At 69.5% G+C, this 23,229-nt stretch carries 24 protein-coding genes and 1 pseudogene; 11 read left to right on the forward strand and 14 right to left on the reverse strand.

Going from position 1 to position 23,229, the window contains the following annotated elements; all coding sequences use genetic code 11:
• Positions 1-94, forward strand: a pseudogene (locus tag ABZ906_RS44210) (ABC transporter permease); the annotation flags it as partial.
• Between the two features lie 69 nt (positions 95-163).
• On the opposite strand, the gene ABZ906_RS44215 reads toward ABZ906_RS44210, so the two are convergent.
• Together ABZ906_RS44215 and ABZ906_RS44220 are read right to left on the reverse strand one after the other, a co-directional pair.
• Entirely contained in the window at positions 164-844 is a 681-nt protein-coding gene (locus tag ABZ906_RS44215) for a response regulator transcription factor (protein WP_190083749.1), read from the reverse strand.
• Positions 841-2,100 (reverse strand): ATP-binding protein, encoded by a 1,260-nt coding sequence (locus ABZ906_RS44220; RefSeq protein ID WP_361200485.1) that lies wholly within the window; start codon positions 2,098-2,100, stop codon positions 841-843. The genes ABZ906_RS44215 and ABZ906_RS44220 overlap by 4 nt, the downstream gene beginning before the upstream one ends.
• Positions 2,101-2,383: 283 nt before the next feature.
• On the opposite strand from ABZ906_RS44220, the gene phoU reads away from it, so the two are divergent.
• Entirely contained in the window at positions 2,384-3,064 is a 681-nt protein-coding gene (phoU, locus tag ABZ906_RS44225; RefSeq protein WP_361200488.1) for a phosphate signaling complex protein PhoU, read from the forward strand.
• 88 nt (positions 3,065-3,152) lie between these two features.
• Here phoU and ABZ906_RS44230 read toward each other — a convergent pair whose 3' ends face one another.
• Positions 3,153-3,308, reverse strand: a complete 156-nt coding sequence (locus ABZ906_RS44230) for a hypothetical protein (protein WP_361200491.1) — start codon at positions 3,306-3,308, stop codon at positions 3,153-3,155.
• 114 nt (positions 3,309-3,422) lie between these two features.
• Entirely contained in the window at positions 3,423-4,757 is a 1,335-nt protein-coding gene (locus ABZ906_RS44235) for an MFS transporter (RefSeq protein ID WP_361392861.1), read from the reverse strand.
• 199 nt (positions 4,758-4,956) lie between these two features.
• Between ABZ906_RS44235 and ABZ906_RS44240 the strand changes: the two genes are divergently transcribed.
• On the forward strand, positions 4,957-5,718 hold the full coding sequence (locus tag ABZ906_RS44240) for a phosphoglyceromutase (RefSeq protein WP_361200496.1): 762 nt from the start codon (positions 4,957-4,959) through the stop codon (positions 5,716-5,718).
• A 209-nt stretch (positions 5,719-5,927) separates the two neighbouring features.
• The gene (locus ABZ906_RS44245) at positions 5,928-6,497 is read left to right on the forward strand and encodes a hypothetical protein (protein WP_361392863.1); all 570 of its coding nucleotides are present in this window, start codon (positions 5,928-5,930) and stop codon (positions 6,495-6,497) included.
• Between the two features lie 307 nt (positions 6,498-6,804).
• Here the strand turns inward: ABZ906_RS44245 and ABZ906_RS44250 are convergent, their stop codons facing one another.
• Positions 6,805-7,593, reverse strand: a complete 789-nt coding sequence (locus ABZ906_RS44250) for a hypothetical protein (RefSeq protein WP_361392865.1) — start codon at positions 7,591-7,593, stop codon at positions 6,805-6,807.
• A gap of 1,459 nt (positions 7,594-9,052) precedes the next feature.
• Here ABZ906_RS44250 and ABZ906_RS44255 point away from each other — a divergent pair.
• Positions 9,053-9,742, forward strand: a complete 690-nt coding sequence (locus ABZ906_RS44255; protein WP_361392867.1) for a DUF3159 domain-containing protein — start codon at positions 9,053-9,055, stop codon at positions 9,740-9,742.
• Between the two features lie 40 nt (positions 9,743-9,782).
• Here the strand turns inward: ABZ906_RS44255 and ABZ906_RS44260 are convergent, their stop codons facing one another.
• The 4 genes from ABZ906_RS44260 to mshA all read right to left on the reverse strand — a co-directional run bounded on the left by ABZ906_RS44260 (position 9,783) and on the right by mshA (position 13,865).
• A complete protein-coding gene (locus ABZ906_RS44260; RefSeq protein WP_361392869.1) occupies positions 9,783-10,001 on the reverse strand; it encodes a hypothetical protein in 219 nt (72 codons plus the stop codon).
• A 163-nt stretch (positions 10,002-10,164) separates the two neighbouring features.
• Positions 10,165-11,883, reverse strand: a complete 1,719-nt coding sequence (locus tag ABZ906_RS44265; RefSeq protein WP_361392871.1) for a glycosyl hydrolase family 28-related protein — start codon at positions 11,881-11,883, stop codon at positions 10,165-10,167.
• Between the two features lie 139 nt (positions 11,884-12,022).
• Positions 12,023-12,526 carry a YbjN domain-containing protein gene (locus ABZ906_RS44270; protein ID WP_361200504.1) on the reverse strand — a complete coding sequence of 168 codons (504 nt, stop codon included), beginning with the start codon at positions 12,524-12,526 and terminating at the stop codon, positions 12,023-12,025.
• Entirely contained in the window at positions 12,519-13,865 is a 1,347-nt protein-coding gene (mshA, locus tag ABZ906_RS44275) for a D-inositol-3-phosphate glycosyltransferase (RefSeq protein WP_361392873.1), read from the reverse strand. The genes ABZ906_RS44270 and mshA overlap by 8 nt, the downstream gene beginning before the upstream one ends.
• Positions 13,866-14,066: 201 nt before the next feature.
• Here mshA and ABZ906_RS44280 point away from each other — a divergent pair, with 201 nt between their 5' ends.
• The 3 genes from ABZ906_RS44280 to ABZ906_RS44290 all read left to right on the forward strand — a co-directional run bounded on the left by ABZ906_RS44280 (position 14,067) and on the right by ABZ906_RS44290 (position 17,974).
• Entirely contained in the window at positions 14,067-14,864 is a 798-nt protein-coding gene (locus tag ABZ906_RS44280) for a class I SAM-dependent methyltransferase (protein ID WP_361392875.1), read from the forward strand.
• A gap of 294 nt (positions 14,865-15,158) precedes the next feature.
• Complete coding sequence (locus ABZ906_RS44285) at positions 15,159-16,184, forward strand: C40 family peptidase (RefSeq protein WP_361392877.1); 1,026 nt, start codon at positions 15,159-15,161, stop codon at positions 16,182-16,184.
• 431 nt (positions 16,185-16,615) lie between these two features.
• Entirely contained in the window at positions 16,616-17,974 is a 1,359-nt protein-coding gene (locus ABZ906_RS44290; protein ID WP_361392879.1) for a SpoIIE family protein phosphatase, read from the forward strand.
• Between the two features lie 88 nt (positions 17,975-18,062).
• Here ABZ906_RS44290 and ABZ906_RS44295 read toward each other — a convergent pair whose 3' ends face one another.
• The 3 genes from ABZ906_RS44295 to ABZ906_RS44305 all read right to left on the reverse strand — a co-directional run bounded on the left by ABZ906_RS44295 (position 18,063) and on the right by ABZ906_RS44305 (position 19,659).
• A complete protein-coding gene (locus ABZ906_RS44295) occupies positions 18,063-18,398 on the reverse strand; it encodes a DUF2516 family protein (RefSeq protein ID WP_361392881.1) in 336 nt (111 codons plus the stop codon).
• Between the two features lie 145 nt (positions 18,399-18,543).
• Positions 18,544-19,167, reverse strand: coding sequence for a hypothetical protein (locus ABZ906_RS44300; RefSeq protein WP_361392883.1), 624 nt, complete (start codon positions 19,165-19,167; stop codon positions 18,544-18,546).
• A gap of 24 nt (positions 19,168-19,191) precedes the next feature.
• Positions 19,192-19,659: a helix-turn-helix transcriptional regulator gene (locus tag ABZ906_RS44305; RefSeq protein ID WP_361392885.1), complete on the reverse strand. Its 468-nt coding sequence runs from the start codon at positions 19,657-19,659 to the stop codon at positions 19,192-19,194.
• 153 nt (positions 19,660-19,812) lie between these two features.
• Here ABZ906_RS44305 and ABZ906_RS44310 point away from each other — a divergent pair, with 153 nt between their 5' ends.
• Both ABZ906_RS44310 and ABZ906_RS44315 read left to right on the forward strand, forming a co-directional pair.
• Complete coding sequence (locus ABZ906_RS44310) at positions 19,813-20,187, forward strand: helix-turn-helix transcriptional regulator (RefSeq protein WP_361200594.1); 375 nt, start codon at positions 19,813-19,815, stop codon at positions 20,185-20,187.
• 10 nt (positions 20,188-20,197) lie between these two features.
• Complete coding sequence (locus ABZ906_RS44315; protein WP_361200520.1) at positions 20,198-20,614, forward strand: VOC family protein; 417 nt, start codon at positions 20,198-20,200, stop codon at positions 20,612-20,614.
• A gap of 48 nt (positions 20,615-20,662) precedes the next feature.
• On the opposite strand, the gene ABZ906_RS44320 is transcribed toward ABZ906_RS44315, so the two are convergent.
• The gene (locus ABZ906_RS44320) at positions 20,663-21,124 is read right to left on the reverse strand and encodes a pyridoxamine 5'-phosphate oxidase family protein (RefSeq protein WP_361200522.1); all 462 of its coding nucleotides are present in this window, start codon (positions 21,122-21,124) and stop codon (positions 20,663-20,665) included.
• Between the two features lie 83 nt (positions 21,125-21,207).
• Positions 21,208-22,200 (reverse strand): helix-turn-helix domain-containing protein, encoded by a 993-nt coding sequence (locus ABZ906_RS44325; RefSeq protein WP_361392887.1) that lies wholly within the window; start codon positions 22,198-22,200, stop codon positions 21,208-21,210.
• Positions 22,201-22,298: 98 nt separating this feature from the next.
• On the opposite strand from ABZ906_RS44325, the gene ABZ906_RS44330 reads away from it, so the two are divergent.
• Positions 22,299-23,189 carry an NAD(P)-binding domain-containing protein gene (locus ABZ906_RS44330; protein WP_361392888.1) on the forward strand — a complete coding sequence of 297 codons (891 nt, stop codon included), beginning with the start codon at positions 22,299-22,301 and terminating at the stop codon, positions 23,187-23,189.
• Positions 23,190-23,229: the final 40 nt, after the last annotated feature.

A 23,229-nucleotide genomic window follows, 5' to 3' on the forward strand; every position in this document is an offset into this window, starting at 1 on the left:
CTCGGGGCTCTTCATCCCCTTCGAGGTCATGCCCGACAGGATCGCCTCGATCTGTGAGCTGCTTCCGCTCTCGCCGGTGATCGAGCTGGACCGGGTTCCCGCCCCTCCTGCGTCTGCGCTCTGTGGCTCTGTGCCTCTGTGACTCTGTGCGCAGGGGCGCTCTTTACGGCTCGAACTTGTAGCCGAGGCCGCGCACCGTCACCAGGTAGCGCGGCGCCCCGGGGTCCGGCTCGATCTTGGCGCGCAGGCGCTTCACGTGGACGTCCAGGGTCTTGGTGTCGCCCACATAGTCCGCACCCCAGACACGGTCGATGAGCTGCATGCGGGTCAGGACGCGGCCCGCGTTGCGCAGGAGCATCTCCAGGAGGTCGAACTCCTTCAGGGGGAGGTCGACCTTGGAGCCGGAGACCGTGACGACGTGCCGGTCGACGTCCATCCGGACCGGGCCCGCCTCCAGGGCCTGCGGGGTGACCTCCTCCGGCTCTCCGCGGCGGCGCAGGACCGCGCGGATGCGGGCCACCAGTTCGCGCGAGGAGAAGGGCTTGGTCACGTAGTCGTCGGCTCCTATTTCGAGGCCGACCACCTTGTCGATCTCGCTGTCCTTGGCGGTGACCATGATCACCGGGACGTTGGAGCGGTTGCGCAGCTGGCGGCAGACCTCCGTGCCGGGCAGGCCGGGCAGCATCAGGTCGAGCAGGACGAGGTCGGCGCCGTTGCGCTCGAACTCGTCGAGTCCGTCGGGCCCGGTGGCCGCTATGGCGACCTCGAAGCCCTCCTTGCGGAGCATGTAGGACAGAGCGTCGCTGAAGGATTCCTCGTCCTCGACGACGAGCACTCGGGTCACGGAAGGACCTCCGGGGCAGGAATGGGTTCGTACGCAGTGGTCTCGTCGGGCCGTGCGGTGTCGGCTTCGCTGCCGTCTCCGCCGTGACCGGATCCGCGGTCGCGGGTCGCGGCTGCTTCGGGCAGCCGCAGGGTGAAGGTGGAGCCCTGTCCCTCGGAGCTCCACACGGTGACCTCCCCGCCGTGCGAGGCGGCCACGTGTTTGACGATGGCGAGGCCGAGGCCCGTGCCGCCGGTGGCCCTGGAGCGGGCCGGGTCGACTCGGTAGAAGCGCTCGAAGATGCGCTCCTTGTCCTTGTCGGATATGCCGATCCCCTGGTCGGTGACGGCCACCTCGATGAGGTCTCCTCCCGGTGCGTTGACCCGGCGGGCGGCGATGCCCACCCGGGTGCGCGCGGGCGAGTAGTTCACGGCGTTCTCGACGAGGTTGCCGAGCGCCGCGGCGAGCTGGCCGCGGTTGCCCCATATCTGCAGGTCGGCGGTGCCGCCCGCGGCCATGGTGATCTGTTTGTGGGAGGCCTGGTGACGGCTGCGGTCGATCGCCTCCGCCACCAGTTCATCGACACGGACGGGTTCGGCGTCCTCCAGGGGATCGTCGTTCTGGACCCTGGAGAGGTCGATGAGTTCTTGCACGAGGCTGGTCAGGCGGGTCGCCTCGATCTGCATGCGGCCCGCGAAGCGTTCGACGGCCTCGGGGTCGTCCGAGGCGTCCATGACGGCCTCGGAGAGGAGGGAGAGTGCCCCTACCGGGGTCTTGAGCTCGTGGCTCACGTTCGCGACGAAGTCGCGTCGTACGGCTTCGATACGGCGGGCCTCGGTGAGGTCCTCCACGAGCAGCAGGACCAGGCGGGAGCCGAGGGGCGCCACGCGTGCGGAGACGGCGAGGGCCTCGCCGCGGCCGGTGCCGCGGCGCGGCAGGTCGAGCTCGACCTGCCGTATCTCGCCGTCGCGGCGGGTGTCGCGCGCCATCTGGAGCATGGGCTCGACGGCGAGCTTGCCGCCGCGGACCAGGCCGAGGGCGTACGCGGCGGAGCTGGCCTTGACGACGCTGTCCGCCTCGTCGAGTACGACCGCGGAGGAGCGGAGCACGGAGAGCACCGTGTCGACGCCGGGCGGCAGTACGGGGTCGGTGTGCAGGGAGGTCCGGGTGGGGCGTTTCAGGTCGCGCTCGCTCCAGCGGAACGCCAGCATGGCGATGACACCGGTGCACACCCCGGCGATCGCTGCCGCTGCGGCGACCGCCGCGTTCACGTCCATGCCTCAAGGTTATGCGCCTGATGAGCATCAGCCCCAGCCATCCGGGGCCCCGCTCGAACACTCGTCGCCCAGAGTTCACCGAGGGGACGGTGATGGTTCACTTCGGCCGAACGGGTTACGCCGGTGCACGCCGGAGCGGCCCCCCGGAGCGCACCACGCGTCGCCCACAGTTCACCTCGGTGACAGGGTCGGTTCATCGGGGATGTCGGAAACGGACGCGTCGGAGCCGCACCGTGGGAGCGTGGGGGTCAGCCCCCGGGACGCACTAGAGAGGGACATCCACATGCGGGACGCGTACCACGAGGAACTTGATTCGATCGGTGAAGGCCTGGTCGAGATGGCCCGCCTGGTCGGGTCCGCGATCGGGCGCGCCACCACGGCCATGCTCGACGCCGATCTGAAAATGGCCGAGAGTGTGATCGCCGCTGACCAGAAGGTCGACGATCTTCAGCACGAACTGGAGGCGCGCGCGATAGCCCTGCTCGCGCGGCAGCAGCCGGTCGCCACCGACCTGCGCATCGTCGTCACCTCGCTGCGGATGAGCGCCGACCTGGAGCGCTCGGGCGACCTGGCCCAGCACGTCGCCAAGCTGACCCGGCTGCGTTTCCCGGAGTCGACCGTGCCGCAGGATCTGCACGCGACGATCCTGGAGATGGGTCAGCTCGCGCAGCGCCTGATGGCCAAGGCGGCGGAGGTCATCATCACGAAGGACGTCGACCTGGCGCTCCAGCTGGAGCAGGACGACGACGAGATGGACCTGCTGCACCGCACGCTCTTCCAGCACCTGATGGACGACCGCTGGAAGCACGGCATCGAGACGGCCGTGGACGTGACGCTGCTCGGCCGCTACTACGAGCGCTTCGCCGACCATGCTGTTTCGGTGGCGAAGAGGGTCGTGTACCTGGTCACGGGCGAGCACGCGGACGAGATGCAGCCGACGGGGACGCCGGTGGAGGGCGCCTGAGTCTTCGAGGAGCGCATAGGGGTGGGCCCGCACTGTCGGTGCGGGCCCACCCCTATGCGCTCGCTGTTCCAGCTACGTGCTCGCTGGTTCAGCCGCAGCCTCCGCCGCACTGGCACGTTCCGCCCGACTGGCAGCCACAGCCGCAGCCCGAGCCGCAGCCGCAGGCGCCGAGGAGCACGAGCGCGGGCAGGCCCGGCGTATCGGTCGGCTCGGGGACGGTTTCGGTGATGGGGGACTCGGCCATGGGTCTCCTCCTCGATGGCGTACTGCCTGATGCCCGTTCCATGCCCACTGGGGAGGGGCGCACCAACGGCGCACACGCGCGCGGGTGTCGCGGTACGGGGAGCGAGGCCGGTCGCTACGCGCGGGCGGGCAGGTCGGCGGGGTCGCCGGGGGCGGGCAGGTCGGCTGAGTCGCCGGGGGCGAGCAGTTCGGCTGAGTCGCCGGGGGCGGGAGCGACCGGTGGGGCAGCCGCGCCGACCGTCGTCTCCTCCGCGGGCAGCCCTCGCATCAGCGACCAGTAGCCGAGGGCGGCGACCGTACCGATGACGGCGCAGGTGGCCCAGAGCCACTGGGCCCCGAAGTGGTCGATGACGTAGCCGGACATCAGGGGCGCGACAAGCGCGGCGACGGCCCAGGACAGGGTGTACATGCCCTGGTAGCGGCCCCGGCCGTGGGTCGGCGAGAGGCGTACGACGAGGCCGGTCTGCGTAGGGGCGTTGACGATCTCGGCCAGGGTCCACACGCAGACGGTGAGGGCGAAGACGCCGATGGACCCGGCGAACGCGGTGAGGCCGAAGCCGTAACCGGCGAGCAGTGCGGAGACGACCAGCAGGCGCTGCGGGTCCCGGTGTTCGATGAAGCGCGTGACGGGGATCTGGAGGGCGACGATCAGGACGCCGTTGACGGCGATGGCCACGCCGTAGTCGGCGGGCGTGAATCCGGCCTCGCCCATCGCGACGGGCAGCCCCACGGAGCCCTGCATGAAGATCAGCGCGATGAGGAAGGAAAGACCCACGACGCCCATGAAGCGCCCGTCGCGCAGCACAGTCCCGAGGCCGACGTCCGGCTCCGACTCCTTCTCCAGGGCGGTCCGTACGGGCCGCGACTCCGGCAGCTTCACGAAGACGACGATCGCGCAGACCATGGTCATCACGGCTTCGATGAGGAACCCGGCGAGGTAGCTGTACTCGGCGATGAAACCGGCTCCGGCGGAGGAGATCGCGAACCCGAGGTTGATGGCCCAGTAGTTGAGCGAGAAGGCCCGCACCCGGTCCTCGGGGCGGACGATGTCGGCCATCATCGCCTGGACGGCGGGCCGGGACGCGTTGCTCGCCATGCCGACGAGGAAGGCGACGGCGGCGATGGCCAGGGGGTCCTTCATGAAGCCGAGCAGCGCGACGGTCAAGGCGGTGGAGGACTGGGCGATCAGGAGCGTGGGCCGCCGCCCGAGCCGGTCGGTCATGACGCCTGCGCCGAGCGAGGAGACGACGCCGCCGAGCCCGTGCAGGGCGGCGACAAGACCGGCGTACGTCGCGGAGTAGCCGCGGTCGAGGGTCAGATAGAGCGCCATGAAGGTGGCGACGAAGGCGCCGAGCCGGTTGACGAGGGTGCTGGTCCACAGCCACCAGAACTCGCGGGGAAGGCCGGAGACGGACTCTTTGGCGGCGCGTCTCAGGGCGGCGAGTGGCATCGGGGTCCCCCACAGGATCAAGCAACAGGATCAGCCGGAAATGTAAGCGTCGCTAGCGACTAGCGAACATTACGACCGGCGGTCCGGAAAGAGCCACTGGATTAGCAGAACCCGTCAACTGGCGCCCGGCCCGCGGCCGCACTGTCCGGGCTTCGGGCGGACGCGCGGGGCACCCGGCGGTTCGATTACGCTCAGGGGCATGGCCGACGCACCGTACAAGCTGATCCTCCTCCGTCACGGCGAGAGCGAGTGGAACGCGAAGAACCTGTTCACCGGCTGGGTGGACGTCAACCTCAACGAGAAGGGCGAGAAGGAGGCGGTCCGCGGCGGTGAGCTGCTCAAGGACGCCGGCCTGCTCCCCGACGTGGTCCACACGTCGCTCCAGAAGCGCGCGATCCGCACCGCGCAGCTGTCGCTGGAGGCGGCCGACCGCCACTGGATCCCGGTCCACCGCAGCTGGCGCCTGAACGAGCGTCACTACGGCGCGCTCCAGGGCAAGGACAAGGCGCAGACGCTCGCCGAGTTCGGCGAGGAGCAGTTCATGCTCTGGCGCCGCTCGTACGACACCCCGCCGCCGCCGCTGGACCGCGACGCCGAGTACTCGCAGTTCGAGGACCCGCGTTACGCGACGCTCCCGCCCGAGCTGCGCCCGCAGACGGAGTGCCTCAAGGACGTCGTCGTCCGCATGCTCCCGTACTGGTTCGACGGCATCGTCCCGGACCTCCTGACCGGCAAGACGGTCCTGGTCGCGGCCCACGGCAACTCGCTGCGCGCCCTGGTCAAGCACCTGGACGGCATCTCGGACGAGGACATCGCGGGCCTGAACATCCCGACGGGCATCCCGCTGGCGTACGAGCTGGACGCGGACTTCAAGCCCGTGAAGGCCGGGGGCACGTACCTCGACCCCGATGCGGCGAAGGCCGCGATCGAGGCGGTCAAGAACCAGGGCAAGAAGAAATAGCTTTCGTGATCACGCCCCCGACCTGCGCTAATGGCGCGGATCGGGGGCATTTTCACGGCTTGGGACCTCTCTGGAACCTCAAGCCCCACGTCCTGCGGACAGAGCGCTCGCCTGCTGCGTTCATAGAAAACCGGACGGACGGCGGCCCCATCCGCTACCACTAGGGGGAGTGTCGACCAACCGTTAGTGGGGGATCCGTGGCTTGGGCGATGAGCAACGACTATGCAGCAATCGTGTCTACGCTCGACGTGGCTGTACTGCTGGTTGGGGCAGTTCAGTTCACCAAGGTCTGGGCCAGGATCGGAGACGAGGCAGCCGCCCAAGCGCAGACCCGTCGCGAGCGGATGGGAGCGTTGATCGAGCAACAGCGGCAAGGTATTGAGCCTTCCCGTAGCGAACTGCTCGAAGTGAGGCCCACGGGCTTCGTCCGGTGGTTCTGGCAGAACGCCCTACTCCACGTTGCGGGGCTCATCTGGTTTCTCACCTGCGCAAACTTGATAGTTATCCAGCTCCGCGTGTTGCGCTGGGCAGGAACAGTAGACGCAGGTCCTGACCCCGATCTGGCGCGAGGTGCCTTCACGTGGGTAGCGATTGGGGTGGTCTTGCTGTTCATCGAGGGCTACGTCGGAGGCTTCGTTGGGGCAAGGCGGAAGGCACAGCAAGCCCGGAGGGTGTACAGCCGTCAATACACAGAGGATGAGCGGATCGGGCTGAATCAAAAGGTCCGTGAAGCAACTCGCTCAGAACCAACGCCGAGCACGGCGCCAGCAGACACGTAACGCCGCCATGTCGACTCTTGGCCTCCGACCTGCGCTTATGGTGCAGGTCGGAGGCGTTTTCGGTCTTGAACCTGTGGACCGCGGCAATTTGTACCCCGCCTCTTGCGGCCGGAGCGCCAGCCCGAGTGCCTTCCGGGCCCGGTCCCGACTGCTCGGCATGAGGTGCGCGTACACCTTCAGCCTCTCGGGTGCCAGAGAGCACCGACGCGAGTGTCAGGACCAGATGTCAGCCGGTGTCAGAGCGGGGTGTCAGGGAGCGTGACACCCGCGTCTGCCTAGGGGCTTGGGTGTCAGAGAGCTCTGACTGTCAGACAGTGTCAGGGCCAGGTGGAGCTAGCGTGTGCCGCGCAGCGGTCGTAAACCGTTCACGAGTACGCTCGCGGGCTGCCTGGTTGCGCTTCAACTCGTCCATGAGCGCAGTAGCTCGATCGAGGAACTCTGAGACCTTGTCCATGTCTGCATGCCCTCGGTCCATCGCGGCGTCGACGAGTTCTTGGGCCCGGTCGAAGCTCTCGAAGGCCGCCGCCGCCTCAGGGGGCACCCGCCCGATCTCATCAGTCTCCGCAACCTCCGCAGCAATCTCTCCCATCTGCCTTGTGGCTTCGTCCATGGCCTCCATCGCAGCTCTCATCGCTGGTGCCGCATCGGTCGCCCTGCGCTCGACACTCGGAACGTACGCCTCTGCGAGTTTCAGCAGCTCGGTGGCTATGTCCACATCACGCCGAATGCTGTCGGCAAGCTCTTCCGCCGCCTGGGCGACCTCGGCCGGTCCTAGGATGTCGATCCTCCGAGCGCGCTCTGTCATACGACCAGCAGCGTCTCTCAGCGGGCTGGGCCCCGGTGATTCGGAGTCCCCCAGCAAACCCACGGACTGAACGATGCGAAGACACTCGTCCCAAGCTGCTAGGAATCCTTCGTACGCCTGAAACCGTTGCTGCCGAAGCCAGTGGGCTTGATCGACGTCGGCTTGATCGCGAACTTGCTGCAAGGTGACCTTTGCACTGATCAAGGCCCCCTTCTTTGCGGCCCGCGCACCCACGACGGTGCCGACCAGTCCGAATCCCGCAGCCACCAGGGCGAGAACAAGTTCCTTCATGACCCGACATCTTCGTGGCGCCGGCCGCCTAGCGGAATGGGCGCCATGCTCCTCACCAAGCCAGAGTCCGCGCTAGAGCTAGCACTTGTCGCTTGTCGCGCGCCCCGCACGAACCTCCCTGACGGAGTTGTCGTAAGGGTCGGAAACGGCTTGTGACCTGGGAGGCGACAAGCGACAAGACAAGCGACAAGCGAGACGCCAAGCCGCCGTCACCATCTTCAAGCTGTACGGGGCGGCCTGCGGCTGCACGACCCTTAGTAGCTCGCTCCGCTCGCGCGCGGTAGCCAGCGGGATTCAAGCTCAGTTGCGCCCTAACGGAGAGACGTCCCAGTTAAGAGGCCATCCGCCACGCTGAACGGTGGCCTCTTCGCTCAGCCTGTGAAATTCAGCGTCCGGAACCTCACTCCTCTAAGAGCCGCCCTGACCTGCGAGAAGCTGCTCTTAGAAGCAGGGCACGCCTGGACGCTGCGGACGCTACTGGACGCTAGCCAGATTGTTGAGCGTCCACGCTGAAAGCCAAGCTCAAGGGGCGTGCCCGGAAGTCGTCGGACGCTGCGGACGCTGTTTTCCCTTAACTCTCAGGACGAGAGAGGCAAGAACGGCTTTTCAGGCGGGGCAGGATCGCGGTCCACCCGGTCGTCGCCCCCCCTGCTGAAAAGCCTCGGGGAGCAGTCCAGGGGCGGGGCCCGGCGTCGCTCCCCCGCCCCTGGATTGCCGTCCTGAGGGGCATACAGGCGAGCCGCAAGGGACGAGACCACCCGCACCGACGAGGTGACCTCTTCCAGAGTCGAGCGGCCCCACCCAAGCAAGATGAGCACCACGTGCGGATGCGTGCTCCTCTTGCTGTTCCAGCGAGCGGGCAGCAGTCGCCAACGGCGCGCGGGACGCACGACGAGAGGGCGGCGGAGGTCGCGCGGCCGTAGGCCGCTCCTCTTTGCCCTTCCCCGCGTCGGACTGACGGCCGGGCCCCGCTGCCGTCTTTATCGCTCGATTCCAGACCTGCCCGCGCGGCTCGCTAACCGCTAACGTGCTGGTCACCAGGCAGTTTTGCCGCTAGCAGGGTCGCTAACGTTAGCGACCCTTGCCGCTAGCGATAGCAGCAGACCGGACGCGAGCCGGAACCTCTGTGGAACCTCCGAGGTCAACCAGCAATGACCGACAACGACCACCAACGACTGCTCGACCACAGGTCAGTTGAGGTGCGCACCCTGCTGATCAGCACCGAAAAACGGGCGGTCGAAACCCAGGGCAAGAAGAAGTAGGCAAGCCTCGCTGCTTCAGGCCCCCTACCTGCGGATTCTCCGCTGGTAGGGGGCCTTTTTGCTGTCCGGGGCGGGCAGGGTGGTCGCCGGTCTGAGCGGTGGAGGGGTAGCCAGGAGCGTCACTTAGTGACACGATGTCATCAAGTGATGCAACCGGCATCGCCTCGCCACCAGACGAATCGGGAGAACCGGCCACCATGGAGAACAAGAACGTGAGCTTCCCCGGGACGAAGTCCGACGCGCAGGCAGCGCAGGCGGCACCCCCGCGGCGACCCTCGGTCCTCGACCAGGCGGGCGGCACCAAGGGCGTCGTGTACTCGGCGCTGCCCGTGCTGGCGTTCGTCGTCACCCACAACTTCCGCGGGATCAAGGCGTCGATCATCGCCGCGCTCGCCGTCGCGGTGGCCATCGGCATCGAGCGGCTGGTGCGCAAGGAGTCGGTGCAGCCCGCGATCGGCGGCGTGTTCGGCGTCGCGCTCGCCGCGGGCATCGTCTGGTTCACCGGCTCCGCCAAGGACTACTTCCTCATCGGCATCTGGGCGAGCCTGGCCGGCGCGGTCCTCTTCCTCGCCTCCGTCCTGGTGCGGTGGCCGCTGGCCGGCGTGATCTGGAACGTCGCCACCGGCAAGGGCAACATCTGGCGCGCGGACAAGCGCTCGCGGCTGTACTACGACATCGCCACCCTGGTCCTCGCCGCCGTCTTCGGCGCCCGCTTCGCCGTCCAGCAGTACTTCTACGCCACCGACCAGGTCGGCTCCCTCGGCTTCGCCAAGATCGCAATGGGCTTCCCGCTGCTCGCCCTGGCCCTCCTCGTCGTCGCCTGGGCCGCCCGCCGTTCGAACAAGCGCCTTGTGGCCATCGGCCTGCTGCCCGCCAAGGGCGCCTGACATCCTCCGGTACGCACCGGTCGGGGACAGTCAGGAACGGTCAGGGGTTGGCACCCACATGGGAGATGCCCTGTGCGACGTCGCCCACGGCGTTCATGATTCCGTGCCCGAAGGCGGTCGGGGCGATCAGCACCCCGAAGACCAGGACGACGGCCATCGTCATTCCCGTGTCGAGCCGGGTCCTGGGCTTCACGGCTCTGCGCCACAGGAAAAAGATGATGATGGCCAGCAGGACCGCGAGATCGATTGTCAGCACCACTTGGCAACCCCCCATCACGCACCAACGCCCCCGCATCCCCGCTTTCCTATGTAGCCGAAACACGTGGTGCGGTCACGCAATTACTCACGGTTGGCGACATAGCGCGCATCTTGGCTGGATCGGCTCGTGCCGGACGGGTATGCCAGGTGCATGACGCGGGGGCCTAGGCGAGTCCCCTCTGCGCCTCGTACAGATTCCGTGGCCGCACCACACCGGTGGTCCCGTAGAGCTCGATACGGGAATGCAGGTCTCCGGAGAAGTCCGGTACGTCGGTCTGGTCGAACTCGCGGACCTCGTTGATGCCCACAGTGGCGCTGTACGGGGCCAGGCCGTCGATCTTCATCAGGCCCGCTCGTTCATTGGTGACGCGGATGTTCCAGTGGGTGAAGCGGGCGCCGAAGAGGGGGCCCGCGCTGGCGTCTCCGCCGTGGCGGCCGTTGTTGTCGATCGTGATGTCCGTGCGGACGTTCGCGAAGGGCATGCCTCGGTGACTGTCGAACGTGCCCATCTCCATGTGGCCCCGCGACCAGACGTTGTAAGAGGACAGGCCCTCTACGTTGATGCCGTGGAGCTGGGTGCCCGAGGGGGCGGGGGTCGTGCGCTCGGCGATGTGGAAGTTCTCCGTCAGGTTGTCGTGCGAGCCCTCCCGGCAGAAGTACGGGTGGTGCGCTCCCCTGCCCTCCACGCGCGTGCCCCGCAGCGTGCAGGCCGAGGCGCTCACCAGGCCGAAGCCGTTGTCGACGTGCCGGACCACGACGTCGTCCGCCCAGCAGTCGTACGCGCACTGGAACGTGACCCCGTTGTAGCCCTTGTCCAGGAGGTGCGGGGATTGGGGGGTCTCCAGGGCCTCCAGGGTCAGGGCCTCGACTCCCGCGCCCGTCAGTGCTTTTGCGTGCGTCGTCAGGCGTGGGTCCCACTCCTCGCGTACGTCCAGAGGGAGGGGGCGTTCGAGCGTGACCGTGTTCTTCTTTACCGAAGTGATCCGTACGGGCCACTCGTACGGGACGTACGAGGTGAGTTTCGTCTTGTCGTCCCAGACGTATGACTCCGGGCCTTCTCCGCCGCCCGCCATGTGCTCAAGCAGCGTGTGGTCCGCGTCGTCCGCCAGGCGGAGCAGCACCAGGTCGCCCTGGTGGAGGCGCGAGGTGTCCCCGGCCCGCAGGGTGCGGTCGCCCCGTCTCGCGGGGGCGACCGGCGTCAGCGTCCGCCATTCGTCCCGCTTGTTGCCCGTCCAGCCCTCGAAAGGCCACGCCTTGGCCTTGATCGCCGCCGTCAGGGACTCGTAACGGGCCTGCGGGCAGAGCCAGATGAGGCCGCCGGCCCAGGACCAGCTCGACTTGTCGCCGCCGTAGCGCGATCCGTACGGGCCGATCAGTTCCGTGAGGCTCTTCGTCGCGTGGAGGGTGGTGCGGTTGCTGCCCGCGCCCCTCAGGACCACGTTGTCGTGGGCTATGCGGATGATGCCGTCGACGCGGTAGGTGCCGGGCGGGATGACGACCGTGCCGCCGCCCCGCTCCCCCGCGTCGGCCAGCGCGCGGTTGATCGCGGGGGCCGCGTCCGTCGTGCCGTCCGGCCTCGCTCCGTAGTCCCTGACGTTCGCGACCACCTTGCGGCGCGGGAGGCGACGGCTGCCGGAGTGGGCGCCCGCGCGGGCCACGTAGGGGATCTGGGGGTGCGTGTACGGGGCTGCCGCGAACTCCCGCCACAGGGCGGGGGTTTCACCGGACCTCGCCGATGCCGTCCCGCCGGTCGCCGATGCCGGTCCGCCGGTCGCCGATGCCGTCCCGCCGGTCGCGACCGCTGCCGCCGCCACCGCTATCGCCCCGCCGAGTACGCCACGTCTGCCGGGAAGCTCCATGCCCGTGCCTCTGCCCATGCCCATGCCCGCCGCCTCAATCCATGGATGTGAACGCCATTCACGTCTACGACGGGCGTGAGCATGCCACGGGCGCCCCATACGGGGAAGATGTCGTACGAAGCCTCTTGCCCCTGGGCAGCCCTGCGGTATCAGCGCCGCAGCATCAGCCCTGCGGCTGAGTCAGATGCGTGAACGCGTCAAGGTTCCGCGTGGACTCGCCGCGCGACACCCGCCACGCGTACTCCTTGCGGATCGCCGACGCGAAGCCCAGTTCGAGGAGCGTGTTGAAGGAGCCGTCCGCGTTCTCCAGGACCGAGCCGAGCAGTCGGTCGAGCTCGTCCGGGGTGACCGCCGAGAGCGGGAGCTTGCCGGTGAGGTAGATGTCGCCGAGGGAGTCGATCGCGTAACTCACGCCGTACAGACGGAGGTTCCGCTCCAGGAGCCAGCGGTGGACCGCGGCGTCGTTCTCGTCGGGGTGCCTGATCACGAACGCCGTCAGAGAGAGGGCGTGCTTGCCGAGCCTCAGGGAGAGCGTCGTCGACAGCTTGCGGGTGCCGGGCAGCGTCACTACGTAGGAGCCGCTTTCAGGGCTTTCCCACTGGAGTTCCGCCTCGTCCAGCGTCCGCTCGATGATCGTGGTCGCAGCGTCGTCAGCCTGATCAGCCATGATGCGAGCGTACGCGACGCCTGTGCTCGTGCACCGCCGCCGTGTACACGTCCGCCGTGGCGGAGGCGGCCGTGTCCCAGCCGAAGGACTGCGCGTGCCGGGCAGCCGCCTCGCCCATGCGGTCCACCAAATGCGGGGTCTCGGCGAAGTCGTGCAGCACGCGCGCGTACTGCGCCGGTTCGTGGCCGTCGATCAGGAAGCCCGTCACTCCGTCGCGCACGGCGACCGGCAGACCGCCCACCGACGCAGCGAGGACCGGGGTGCCCGTGGCCTGGGCCTCTATGGCCACCAGGCCGAAGGACTCGCTGTACGAGGGCATGACCAGTACGGAGGCCGCCCTGAACCAGTCCGCGAGCTGTTCCTGGCCCACCGGCGGCTGGAAGCGGACCACGTCCGCGATGCCCAGCCTGGCGGCGAGCTTCTGCAACCCTTCCGGCTTCGCGAGGCCGCTGCCGCTGGGGCCGCCCACCACGGGGACGACGATGTTGGAGCGGAGCGCGGGACGCCGGTCAAGGAGTTCCGCCACCGCACGGAGCAGCACGTCCGGCGCCTTCAGGGGCTGGATGCGGCCCGCGAAGAGCGGGACGAGGGCGTCCTGCGGGAGGCCGAGGCGCTGCCGGGCGGCCGCGCGGCCGTCGGCGGGGCGGAAGCGGTCGAGGTTGACGCCGGGGTGGACGACGGCGACCTTGCCCGCGTCCGCTTCGTAGTGCCGTACGAGTTCGTCGGCCTCTTCGGAGGTGTTGGCGATCAGCCGGTCGGCGGCGCGCACGATCTGCGTCTCGCCGATCACGCGCGCGGCGGGCTCCGGGGTGTCGCCCTCCGCGAGGGCGGCGTTCTTGACCTTGGCCATCGTGTGCATGGCGTGCACCAGGGGCACGCCCCAGCGCTCGGCGGCCAGCCAGCCGACGTGGCCGCTGAGCCAGTAGTGCGAGTGGACCAGGTCGTAGTAGCCGGGGCGGTGACCGGCCCATGCCTGCATGACGCCGTGCGTGAAGGCGCAGAGCTGGGCGGGCAGCTCCTCCTTCGCCAGGCCCTCGTACGGACCCGCGTCCACGTGGCGCACCAGGACGCCGGGGGCGAGTTCGACGGCGGGCGGCAGCGCGCCGGTGGTCGAGCGCGTGAAGATCTCGACCTCGATGTTGATCGCCGCGAGGCGCTTGGCCAGCTCGACGATGTAGACGTTCATGCCGCCCGCGTCGCCCGTGCCGGGCTGGTGCAGCGGGGACGTGTGCACGCTGAGCATGGCCACCCGGCGCGGGCGCCGGTTCGCACCGGGGAGCCGGAGCCTGCTGGGCGCAGCCGGCGAGCGACGGCCGAGCCTGGTCACGTACTGGCTCACGTGGCGGTCCTCCTGGTGTGCGCGCGGGCATGACTAAGCGGGCATGACTCGACGGAGGGCGTGCACGGTCCTCCAGAGGGTGAACATCGGAAGGGACCGCTCCATTTCCTCTTTGCCAAATCATTACCGGCTGCGAATCAACCAATGACCTCACCGGGCTCGCCGAGTACCCCCGCCACCACGGCGCATACCCTTCTGACCATGGCCTCCCGCACCCCTTCCCGCCCCGTGGGATCGGTGACGCGCGGGACCACCAACCCCAACCGCCTGCGCCGCATGGACCGCTGGATCGCCGCCACGCACGGCGCGCGGCTGCGGCGCTCCCCCGATCCCGTCGCCGTCGACCTCGGCTACGGAGCCGCCCCCTGGACGGCCGCCGAACTGCTCGTCCGGCTCCGGGACGCGGCGCCCCACGCGCGCGTGGTCGGCGTCGAGATCGATCCGGCGCGGGTGGCGGCCGCGAAGCCGTACGAGAGGGAGGGGCTCTCCTTCCGGCACGGCGGCTTCGAGATTCCGCTGGCGGGCAGGCCCGTGCTGATCCGCGCGGCGAACGTGCTCCGGCAGTACGACGAGGAGCAGGTCGCCGCCGTGTGGGAACGACTGTGCGGACGGCTCGCGCCCGGCGGGCTGCTCGTCGAGGGGACGTGCGACGAGATCGGGCGGCGGCACGTCTGGGTCGCGCTCGGTCCGCAGGGTCCGCGCACGGTGACCTTCGCGACCCGCCTCGGCTCGCTCGACCGGCCGTCCGACCTCGCCGAGCGCCTGCCCAAGGCGCTGATCCACCGGAACGTGCCGGGCGAGCCGGTGCACGCGTTCCTGCGCGACTTCGACCGCGCCTGGGCCGCCGCCGCGCCCTACGCCTCGTACGGCGCCCGGCAGCGCTGGATCAGGACGGCGCTGGATCTGGCCGCGGACTGGCCCGTGCTCGACCGGGAGCCGCGGTGGCGGCAGGGCGAAGTGACGGTGCGGTGGGAGGCGCTGGCGCCGCGTCAGGGGTGAGATCCGTGGCAGGGGTCAGCACTGCGGCGGAGGCGAGATTCGTGAAACCCCGGGGCGCTTACGGGTGAACTCGCGAGGTGGCGGCGGGTGAACTCCGCGTGCGACGCGCCGCGGGGGGAACGATCTACCGGTGCCGTTCGTCACATGGGGCGGGTGGGGATCGGAGTTGATGTCGCGCTCTGTCGGATTGCGCGTCGGCATGGCACCATCCCCGAGGCAACCGTATGTTACTGACGGTAAATCAGCTCTTGGCTCTTGGGGGAGGCGGACGTGACCGGCAAGCGGAGTTCGACTGTGGCTGGCCTGGCGCTGATCTGCGCGGCAGCGGTGCTGAGCACGCCCGCCGTGGCCTACGCGAGCCCGGCGAAGCCAACGCCCGGCAAGACCAAGTCCCTTGAGGACCTGCGCAAAGAGATAGAGAAGCTCTACCACGACGCGGGCGTCGCCACCGACGCCTACAACGCGGCGGAGGAGAAGAGCGAGAAGCAGTCCAAGCAGATCGTGAAGCTCGCCCGCTCCATCAGCGAGGGCCAGCAGAAGCTGGACAAGCTCAAGTCCCGCGCGGGCGCCGCCGCCCGCGAGCAGTACCGCAGCGGCGGTGTCTCCTCCGAGGCCCGGCTGATGCTGAGCGACGACCCGCAGGAGTTCCTGGACAGCGCGGGGCGGATGCAGCAGGGCCACAAGGCCACCAAGGGCATGCTGACGGAGATGGAGCGGACGCAGGAAGACCTGCGGATCTACGCCAAGGACGCCACCGCCCAGTGGAAGAAGCTGGAGACCAACCGCAAGGCGAAGGCCGCGTCGAAGAAGAAGATCAAGAAGAAGATCGCGGCCGCCGAGAAGATGGAGTCCAAGCTCGAGAAGGAGGAGCTGGAGCGGCTCCGGAAGCTCGAAGAGGAGGCCCAGCTCAAGAAGCAGTCGGCCTGGGTGAGTTCGGGCGTCTTGAAGGACATCAAGGGCAAGGCGAGCGGGCCGGGCAAGAAGGCCATCGAATTCGCCACCGCCCAGATCGGCAAGCCGTACGTCTGGGGCGCCGAGGGCCCGTCCTCGTACGACTGCTCCGGGCTCACGTCCAAGGCCTGGGCCGCCGCCGGCAAGGGAATTCCGCGTACGTCACAGGAGCAGTGGAAGCAGCTGCCGCACATCGACATCAAGAACATGCGCCCCGGCGACCTGATCATTTATCACGCGGACGCCAGCCATGTCGGGATGTATGTGGGCGACGGCGCGATCGTGCACGCGCCCCGGCCGGGACGCGACGTCACCGTCGCGGGCGCGGGCTCGATGCAGATCCTCGGGGTCGTGCGGCCCGACAAGTAGGGGCTTCGGGGACGAGACAGGCCGGGAAACGCCGCTGTCCGGCACCGGGAGGCCGGTTTTCCGGGGCCGGGGAGCGGGATTTCCGGTGCCGGAAGGCCGGATTTCCGGTGCCGGAAGGCCGGATGTCCGGGCCCGGGAAGCAGGCCGCCCGGCCCGGAAAGCGGCGTTTCCCGGCCAGGTCGGCCGCCTTGTGCCGTACGTCATGTGACCCACCGCACCCCTCGGGCCGCCGCTCAACCCTCCGGGCGTGATGTTCGTCATTCCGGTAGGAACCTGACGTGCCCAATTGCGGTCCTTGGTGCGGCATATGACGGTGGCTGTTTTCCGCCTGCCATTCCAATCGGGCCGTGCCTACCGCTATGGTCCCCGTCGGTGGAGCGTTCGACCGTCGACCCACCGTGCCCTCGGGGGGAGGGAAGGAAACCGAAGCCATGCCCGTACCCATACCGCGGCAGAGAGCGATCCCGGCCGCGGAAGGCGGTCAGGCTCACGCTCTGCCGACGTCACCCGCGCCCGCACCCCTGCCGGCGCCCGAAGCCGTGCCCGCATCCGTGGAGCCCGTACGCACGCCCGTGTCCAGGGACACGCGGGACACGGACCAGCAGACGAGCGGACCGGGACTCAGCCTCCTGGTGATCGAGGACGACCCGGTGGGCTCCCTGAGCGTCCCGCAGATGCTCGACTCCGCGGGCAAGCCCATCAGGGTCCGCACCGCCCGCAACCTCACCGAGGCCGAGCGGCTGCTCACCGACGACGTGCACTGCATCCTGCTCGACCTGACCCTTGCGGTCCCCGCCGCATCGCCCGAGGAGGAAGAGGACGAGCTCGCCACGCTCAAGCACGTCCTGCGCCTCGCGCCCCGGCACGCCGTGCTCGCGCTCACCGCGAGCGGCGACACCGAGGGCGGCGCGGAGGCCGTGCGGGTCGGCGCCCAGGACTATCTCTTCCGTGACGAGCTTGACGGGCGCCTCCTGAGCCGCGCGATCCGGTACGCCGTGGAGCGCAAGCGGGCCGACGCCGCCCAGCGCCAGCTGACGGAGTCGCGGCTGCGGGCCCAGGAGAACGCCCGCCTGGAGCGCGGGCTGCTGCCGACGCCGCTGCTCGACGGGTCACCGCTGCGGTTCGCCGCGCGCTACCGCCCCGGTCGTTCGCGGGCGCTGCTCGGCGGCGACTTCTACGACACCGTGCGCACCCCCGACGGCTCCGTGCACGTCATGATCGGCGACGTCTGCGGCCACGGCCCGGACGAGGCGGCGCTCGGCGTGGAGCTGCGCATCGCCTGGCGGACGCTGACCTTCGCGGGCCTGTGCGGCGACGAGCTGCTCGGCACGCTGCAGAAGGTCCTGGAGCACGAGCGCGCCGACGACGAGATCTTCGCGACGCTCTGCACGGTCGACATCGCGCCGGACGGCCGCCGCGCCGGACTCTGTCTCGCCGGGCACCCGGCACCGCTGATCGCCCGCGACGGCCGCCTGGCCGAGCTGCTGCCGTACGAGAACAACGGCCCCGCGCTCGGACTCCTGCCGAACGCCCGCTGGCCCCGGCGCCAGGTGGAGCTCGGCGGCAAGTGGAGCCTGATGCTCTACACCGACGGCCTGATCGAGGGCCGCATCGGCCAGGGCAACCAGCGTCTGGGGCAGGACGGCATGGTGGAGATGCTCCGCCGCCAGATCGCCGCGGGCCTGCGGGGCGACGAGTTGCTCGAAGCGGCGGTGAACGAGGCCCGGGAGCTGAACGGCGGCGACCTGACCGATGACGTCGCCGTGCTGCTGCTCGACCGGGACCGCTAGGCCCGGTGGGACCTGCCAGGCCCGGTGTGACCCGCCAGGCCCGGTGGGGGCTGGTCGCGCAGTTCCCAGCGACCCTTGAGGGGCGCTGCTAGCGACCGCCGTTGTACGGGCCGTACGGGCCGTCGCTGCTGGAGCCGCCCCTGCGGCCGCCGCCACCGCCGGTGATCTGCCGCAGCGCGGGCCGTACGTCGACCATGTAGACGATGGTCGCGATGAGCCCGATGATCGGCAGGAACGACAGGATGTTGAAGATCAGGTTCACGATGAAGGCGAGCCCGAGAATGATCAGCCAGAACGGCTTGGTCTTCTTGTCCGCGGCGCGATAGGCGTCCTCACGCCGGACGGCCGCGTCGACGAGCGCGAAGCCGCTGAAAACGATCAGCGCCAACGACAGCAGCCACATGAAGTTTGCGAACCCCTGCATCAGCACTTCGTCCACCACCAGTTTCGGCTCTTGATTACGCGCACACCGTACCCGCTACCCGCTGAACGGGCCGGACACTTGAAGAGTGCCCGGCCCGACCGGTCCGTCCGCCTGCTCGGCCCGTCCGCCTGCTCGGCCCGTCTGCCTACTTGGCGGGCGGCGTGGTCTTCTTCGCCGCCGGCTTGCGCGCGGCCGGGGCCTTCTTGGCGGCGGGCTTCTTCGCCGGGGCCGCGGCGGCCTTCGGCTCGGACGTCTGCGCCGCGGCCGGCTTGGCCTCGGCGGACGCCGGCTTATCGGCGGCGGGCTTCTCGTCCGCGTCCGGCTCGACGGCCACGGCAAGCTCGTTGATCTCCTCGGCGGCCTCGCCGCGCCAGGTCTTCACGGCCTGCTCGCCGTGCTCGGCGACCTCTTCGTACTTCTCGCGCGCCTTCACCGCGTACTCGGCGGCCACGCCGACCGAGCTGAGGGCAAGGCCCTGAGCGCTCTCGCTCAGCTTCTTCAGGTCGGTGTCGAGCGTGCCGAGCAGCTCGGAGACCCGGGCCTGGATGGTCGTCTGCGCCTCCTTGGCGCGGGCGACGGCCTTGTCCTGGACGGCCTTCGTGTCGGTGTTGCGCACGGCCTCGAAACGGGCCGGCGCCTCGGCGATCAGCTGCTCGATGGCGCCCGGCACCTTCTTCGCCTGCTGGAAGGCCAGATCGGCGGTGCCGACGACGAAGTAGGCGGGGGTGGTGTCGGTGAGGGTGTTGCGCAGGTCGTCCTTGATGGCCATGGTGCTGGTCCTCCCGGATTCGCGTCAGCTTGAGGGGTGGTCCTTGGGGGCGGCATCACTGCCGTCGGCCGTGCGGGGGCCGTCAGCGGTGGCATCCACGTCGTCATCGACGTCGTCGTCCGAGTACTCCGAGTACCCAGTGACCTCGAAGCCGTTCTCTTTTCGGAACGATTCGTAGATCTGCAACAGGACCTGCTTCTGCCGCTCGTTGATGGAGGGGTCGGCGAGGATGACGGCGCGCGTCTCCAGCTCGTCCCGCTCCTTCTCGTCGAGGATCCCGGCCCGGACATACAGCGTCTCGGCGGAGATCCGCAGCGCCTTGGCCACCTGTTGCAGCACGTCGGCACTGGGCTTGCGCAGGCCGCGCTCGATCTGGCTCAGATACGGATTGGACACCCCGGCGGCGTCGGCGAGCTGCCTGAGCGAGAGCTGCGCGTTGCGCCTCTGCTCACGCAAGTACTCACCGAGATTGCCGACGTTGAGTGATGCCATGCGTCGATACTGCCTCGCCCGCGCTAACTATTGCAAGCGCCTGCTTGCAATAGTGCGCTACGCCACTGATCGCGCAGCCCCGGTAACGTATTTCGTGTGTCCGCGTCTCCGTCCCTCTCCGACCTCGTCCGGCTTCGTCAGGCCCGGGACCGGATGGATCGTGACTACGCGGAGCCCCTGGACGTACCGGCTCTCGCCCGGGCCGCGCTGATGTCGCCGGGGCACTTCTCGCGCAGTTTCCGCGCGGCCTACGGAGAGACGCCGTACAGCTACCTCATGACCCGCAGGATCGAGCGTGCCAAGGCGCTGCTGCGACGCGGCGACCTGTCGGTGACCGAGGTCTGCATGGCGGTGGGCTGTACCTCGCTGGGCTCCTTCAGCTCACGGTTCACCGAGCTCGTCGGCGAGAGCCCGAGCGCGTACCGGGCCCGCGACCACGAGCACGGCGCCGTCATCCCGGCCTGCGTCGCGAAAACCCGCACCAGGCCGGTCAGGAACGGAGAAGCGAAACCCGGCGCCGGTACGTAGCGTCGTACGCATGGAAATCAACCTCTCCCAGTGCTTCATCGCCGTCGACGACCACGACAAGGCGCTCGCCTTCTACCGCGACGTGCTCGGCCTCGAAGTACGCAACGACGTCGGCTTCGAGGGCATGCGCTGGGTGACCGTCGCCTCGCCGTCGCAGCCGGACGTCGAGATCGTCCTCGAACCGCCGCTCGCCGACCCGAACGCCTCGCAGGCCGACCGGCAGGCCGCGGCGGAGCTGCTCGCCAAGGGCATGCTGCGCGGCGTCATCTTCCGCAGCACCGACGTCGACGCCACCTTCGAGCGGATCCGCGCCGCGGGCGGCGAGGTGCTGCAGGAGCCGATGGACCAGCCCTACGGCGTCCGCGACTGCGCCTTCCGCGACCCGGCGGGCAACATGCTGCGCTTCAACCAGCCGCGCGAGAAGTAGCGCCGGGCAGACCCCGGAAGCCAGGCCGGCGCCCGGGGCGGCCCCCGGTCACACCACCCACGCCCCGTCCCGCATGAGCACCCTGCCGTGCAGCTCGTGCTCGCCGCGCCAGGCCCGCACCGTTCCCGGCGTCACGCGCAGGTACACGAAGGGCGCCTCCTCCGTGCGCGGGTCCCAGCCGAACTTGGCGGCGAACCCCTCCGCGGCGGCCCGCGGGACGTCGGCGGCCGGGAAGCACTCCGCCTCGCCCTGCACGAGCACCACGTCAGAGGTGTCCGGCAGCGCGAGGCGCACCCGCGGCTCCCGTCGTACGTTGCGGGCCGTCACGGTGGTCTCGCCGGTGCACAGCCACACCGCCCGGCCGTCCCACCAGAACCACAGGGGCACCTGGTGCGGGCCGTGCTCCGGATGGGCGGTCGACAGCCAGATGTCGCGTTCCCGGTCGAGGCGTTCCAGCGTCTCGCGCCTGCGCTCCGGGCCTTCCCGGCGAGTGATCTCCGTGTTCCGCATGGACGCCGAGCCTAAGCAGCACTCCCCCGCCCGCACATGGGGCGCTGGTCCTACTCCCAGCGACCCACCTCCCCGCGGCCCACCTATCCGCGACCCACGCCCGCCCCGAACGCCCGCCGGTAGTCCCCCGGTGACACCCCCACCTGCTTGAGGAAGTGGTGGCGGAGGTTGTTCGCCGTGCCGAGGCCACTCAGTTCGGCGATCTTGTCGATCGGTGCGGCCGTCGATTCGAGGAGGCTCTGGGCGCGGGCGAGGCGCTGGTTGAGGAGCCACTGGAGCGGGGTCGTGCCGGTGGCCGCCTGGAGGCGGCGGTAGAGGGTGCGCGGGCTCATCGCGGCCCGGCGGGCCAGGTCGTCGACCGTCAGGGGGCGGTCGAGGCGGGCCCGCGCCCAGTCGAGCACGGGCCCGAGGCTCTCGTCGTCGGTCGCGGGGACGGAGAGGTCGATGAACTGGGCCTGGCCACCCGGCCGGTGCGCGGGCACGACCATGCGGCGGGCCAGCTGGTTGGCGACGTGCGCGCCCAGGTCACGGCGGACCAGATGCAGGCACAGGTCGAGCCCCGCACTGACGCCCGCGCTGGTCAGGACGTCGCCGTCGTCCACGTACAGGACGGAGTCGTCGACCTCCACCTTCGGGTAGCGGGCGGCCAGTTGCGCCGTGTGCATCCAGTGTGCGGTGGCCCGGCGGCCGTCGAGCAGCCCCGCGTCGGCGAGCGCGAAGGCGCCGGTGCACAGGGAGACCATGCGGGCCCCCGCGTCGTACGCGCGGCGCAGGGCGGCGGCCAGACCGTCCGGCAGCGGGCGGCCCTCCTCCACGCAGGCGTCCGGCACGGACGTGACGATGACCGTGTCCGCCCCGACGATGTCGTCCAGGCCGTACGGGGTGCGCACCGTCATGCCGAAGGCCTCGCCCTCGGCCTCGTACGCGGCACTGCACAGCCGGAAGTCGTACCACTGCTCCGCCAGGTCCGGCTGGGGCTTGCCGAACACCGTGCAGGGGATGCTCAGTTCGTACAGATCCCAGGACGGGATCGCTATCTCCTCGGTCACGACCAGGGCCACGGAACCAGCGCTCATACGGTGAGGCTAAGCCGCCCCGGGGCGTGGCAGGAATTTGGCGGACGCCGTCATCCCTGTCACTGTCCGGCGCCGCCGCCCGCTGCGAGCGTGGGCACATGAGCAGCACGGAGAAGAACGAGAAGACCCCCGTCACCGTCATCGGCCTGGGCAACATGGGCTCGGCCCTGGCCGCCGTCCTCCTGGAGCACGGCCACCCCACCACCGTCTGGAACCGTTCCGCCGCCAAGGCCGAGCCCTTCGCCGAGCGGGGCGCCGTCGTCGCCGCGACCCCCGAAGAGGCCTTCGCCGCGAGCCCGTTGATCATCGTCTGCGTACTGGACTACGACGCCCTGTACGCCGTCATGGACGCCGCCGGGCCCCTCGCCGACAAGTCCCTGGTCAACCTCACGTCCGGCGCCCCGGAGCAGGCCGCCGAAGCGGAGGCCCGGGCCCGTTCGCTGGGCCTCGGCTATCTGGACGGGGCGATCATGACGACGCCGCCGGGGGTCGGGAACCCGGAGATGATGTTCCTCTACAGCGGCTCGGCCGAGGTGTTCGAGACGCACCGCCCCGCCCTCGCCGTGCTGGGCGACCCGCTGTACCTGGGCGCGGAGCCCGGCGGCGCCTCGCTCTACGACGTGGCCCTGCTCGGCCTGATGTGGTCCGCGTTCACCGGCTGGCTGCACGGCACGGCCGTGGTCGCCGCCGACGCGACGAAGGCGACCGCCTTCTCGGACATCGCCGTCCGCTGGCTGACGAACGCCGTCGCCGGGTTCATCAACACGTACGCGGCCCAGGTGGACGCCGGGCGCTATCCGGGCGACGACGCCACCGTCGACGTACAGATCGCGGCCATCGGCCACCTCATCCACGCAGCGGCCGACCGGGGCGTCGACAACGCGCTGCCGGAGCTCCTGAAGGCCACGATGGAGCGGGCGAGCGCCGCCGGCCACGGTTCCGACAGCTACGCCAGCGTGATCGAAGTCCTCCGGAAAGCGCCTCAATAGCGCCTCGATAGCGCCTCAATACGGAGCCCGCATGTGACCA

This window comes from Streptomyces sp. NPDC046925, assembly GCF_040644915.1.
Lineage (GTDB): Bacteria > Actinomycetota > Actinomycetes > Streptomycetales > Streptomycetaceae > Streptomyces.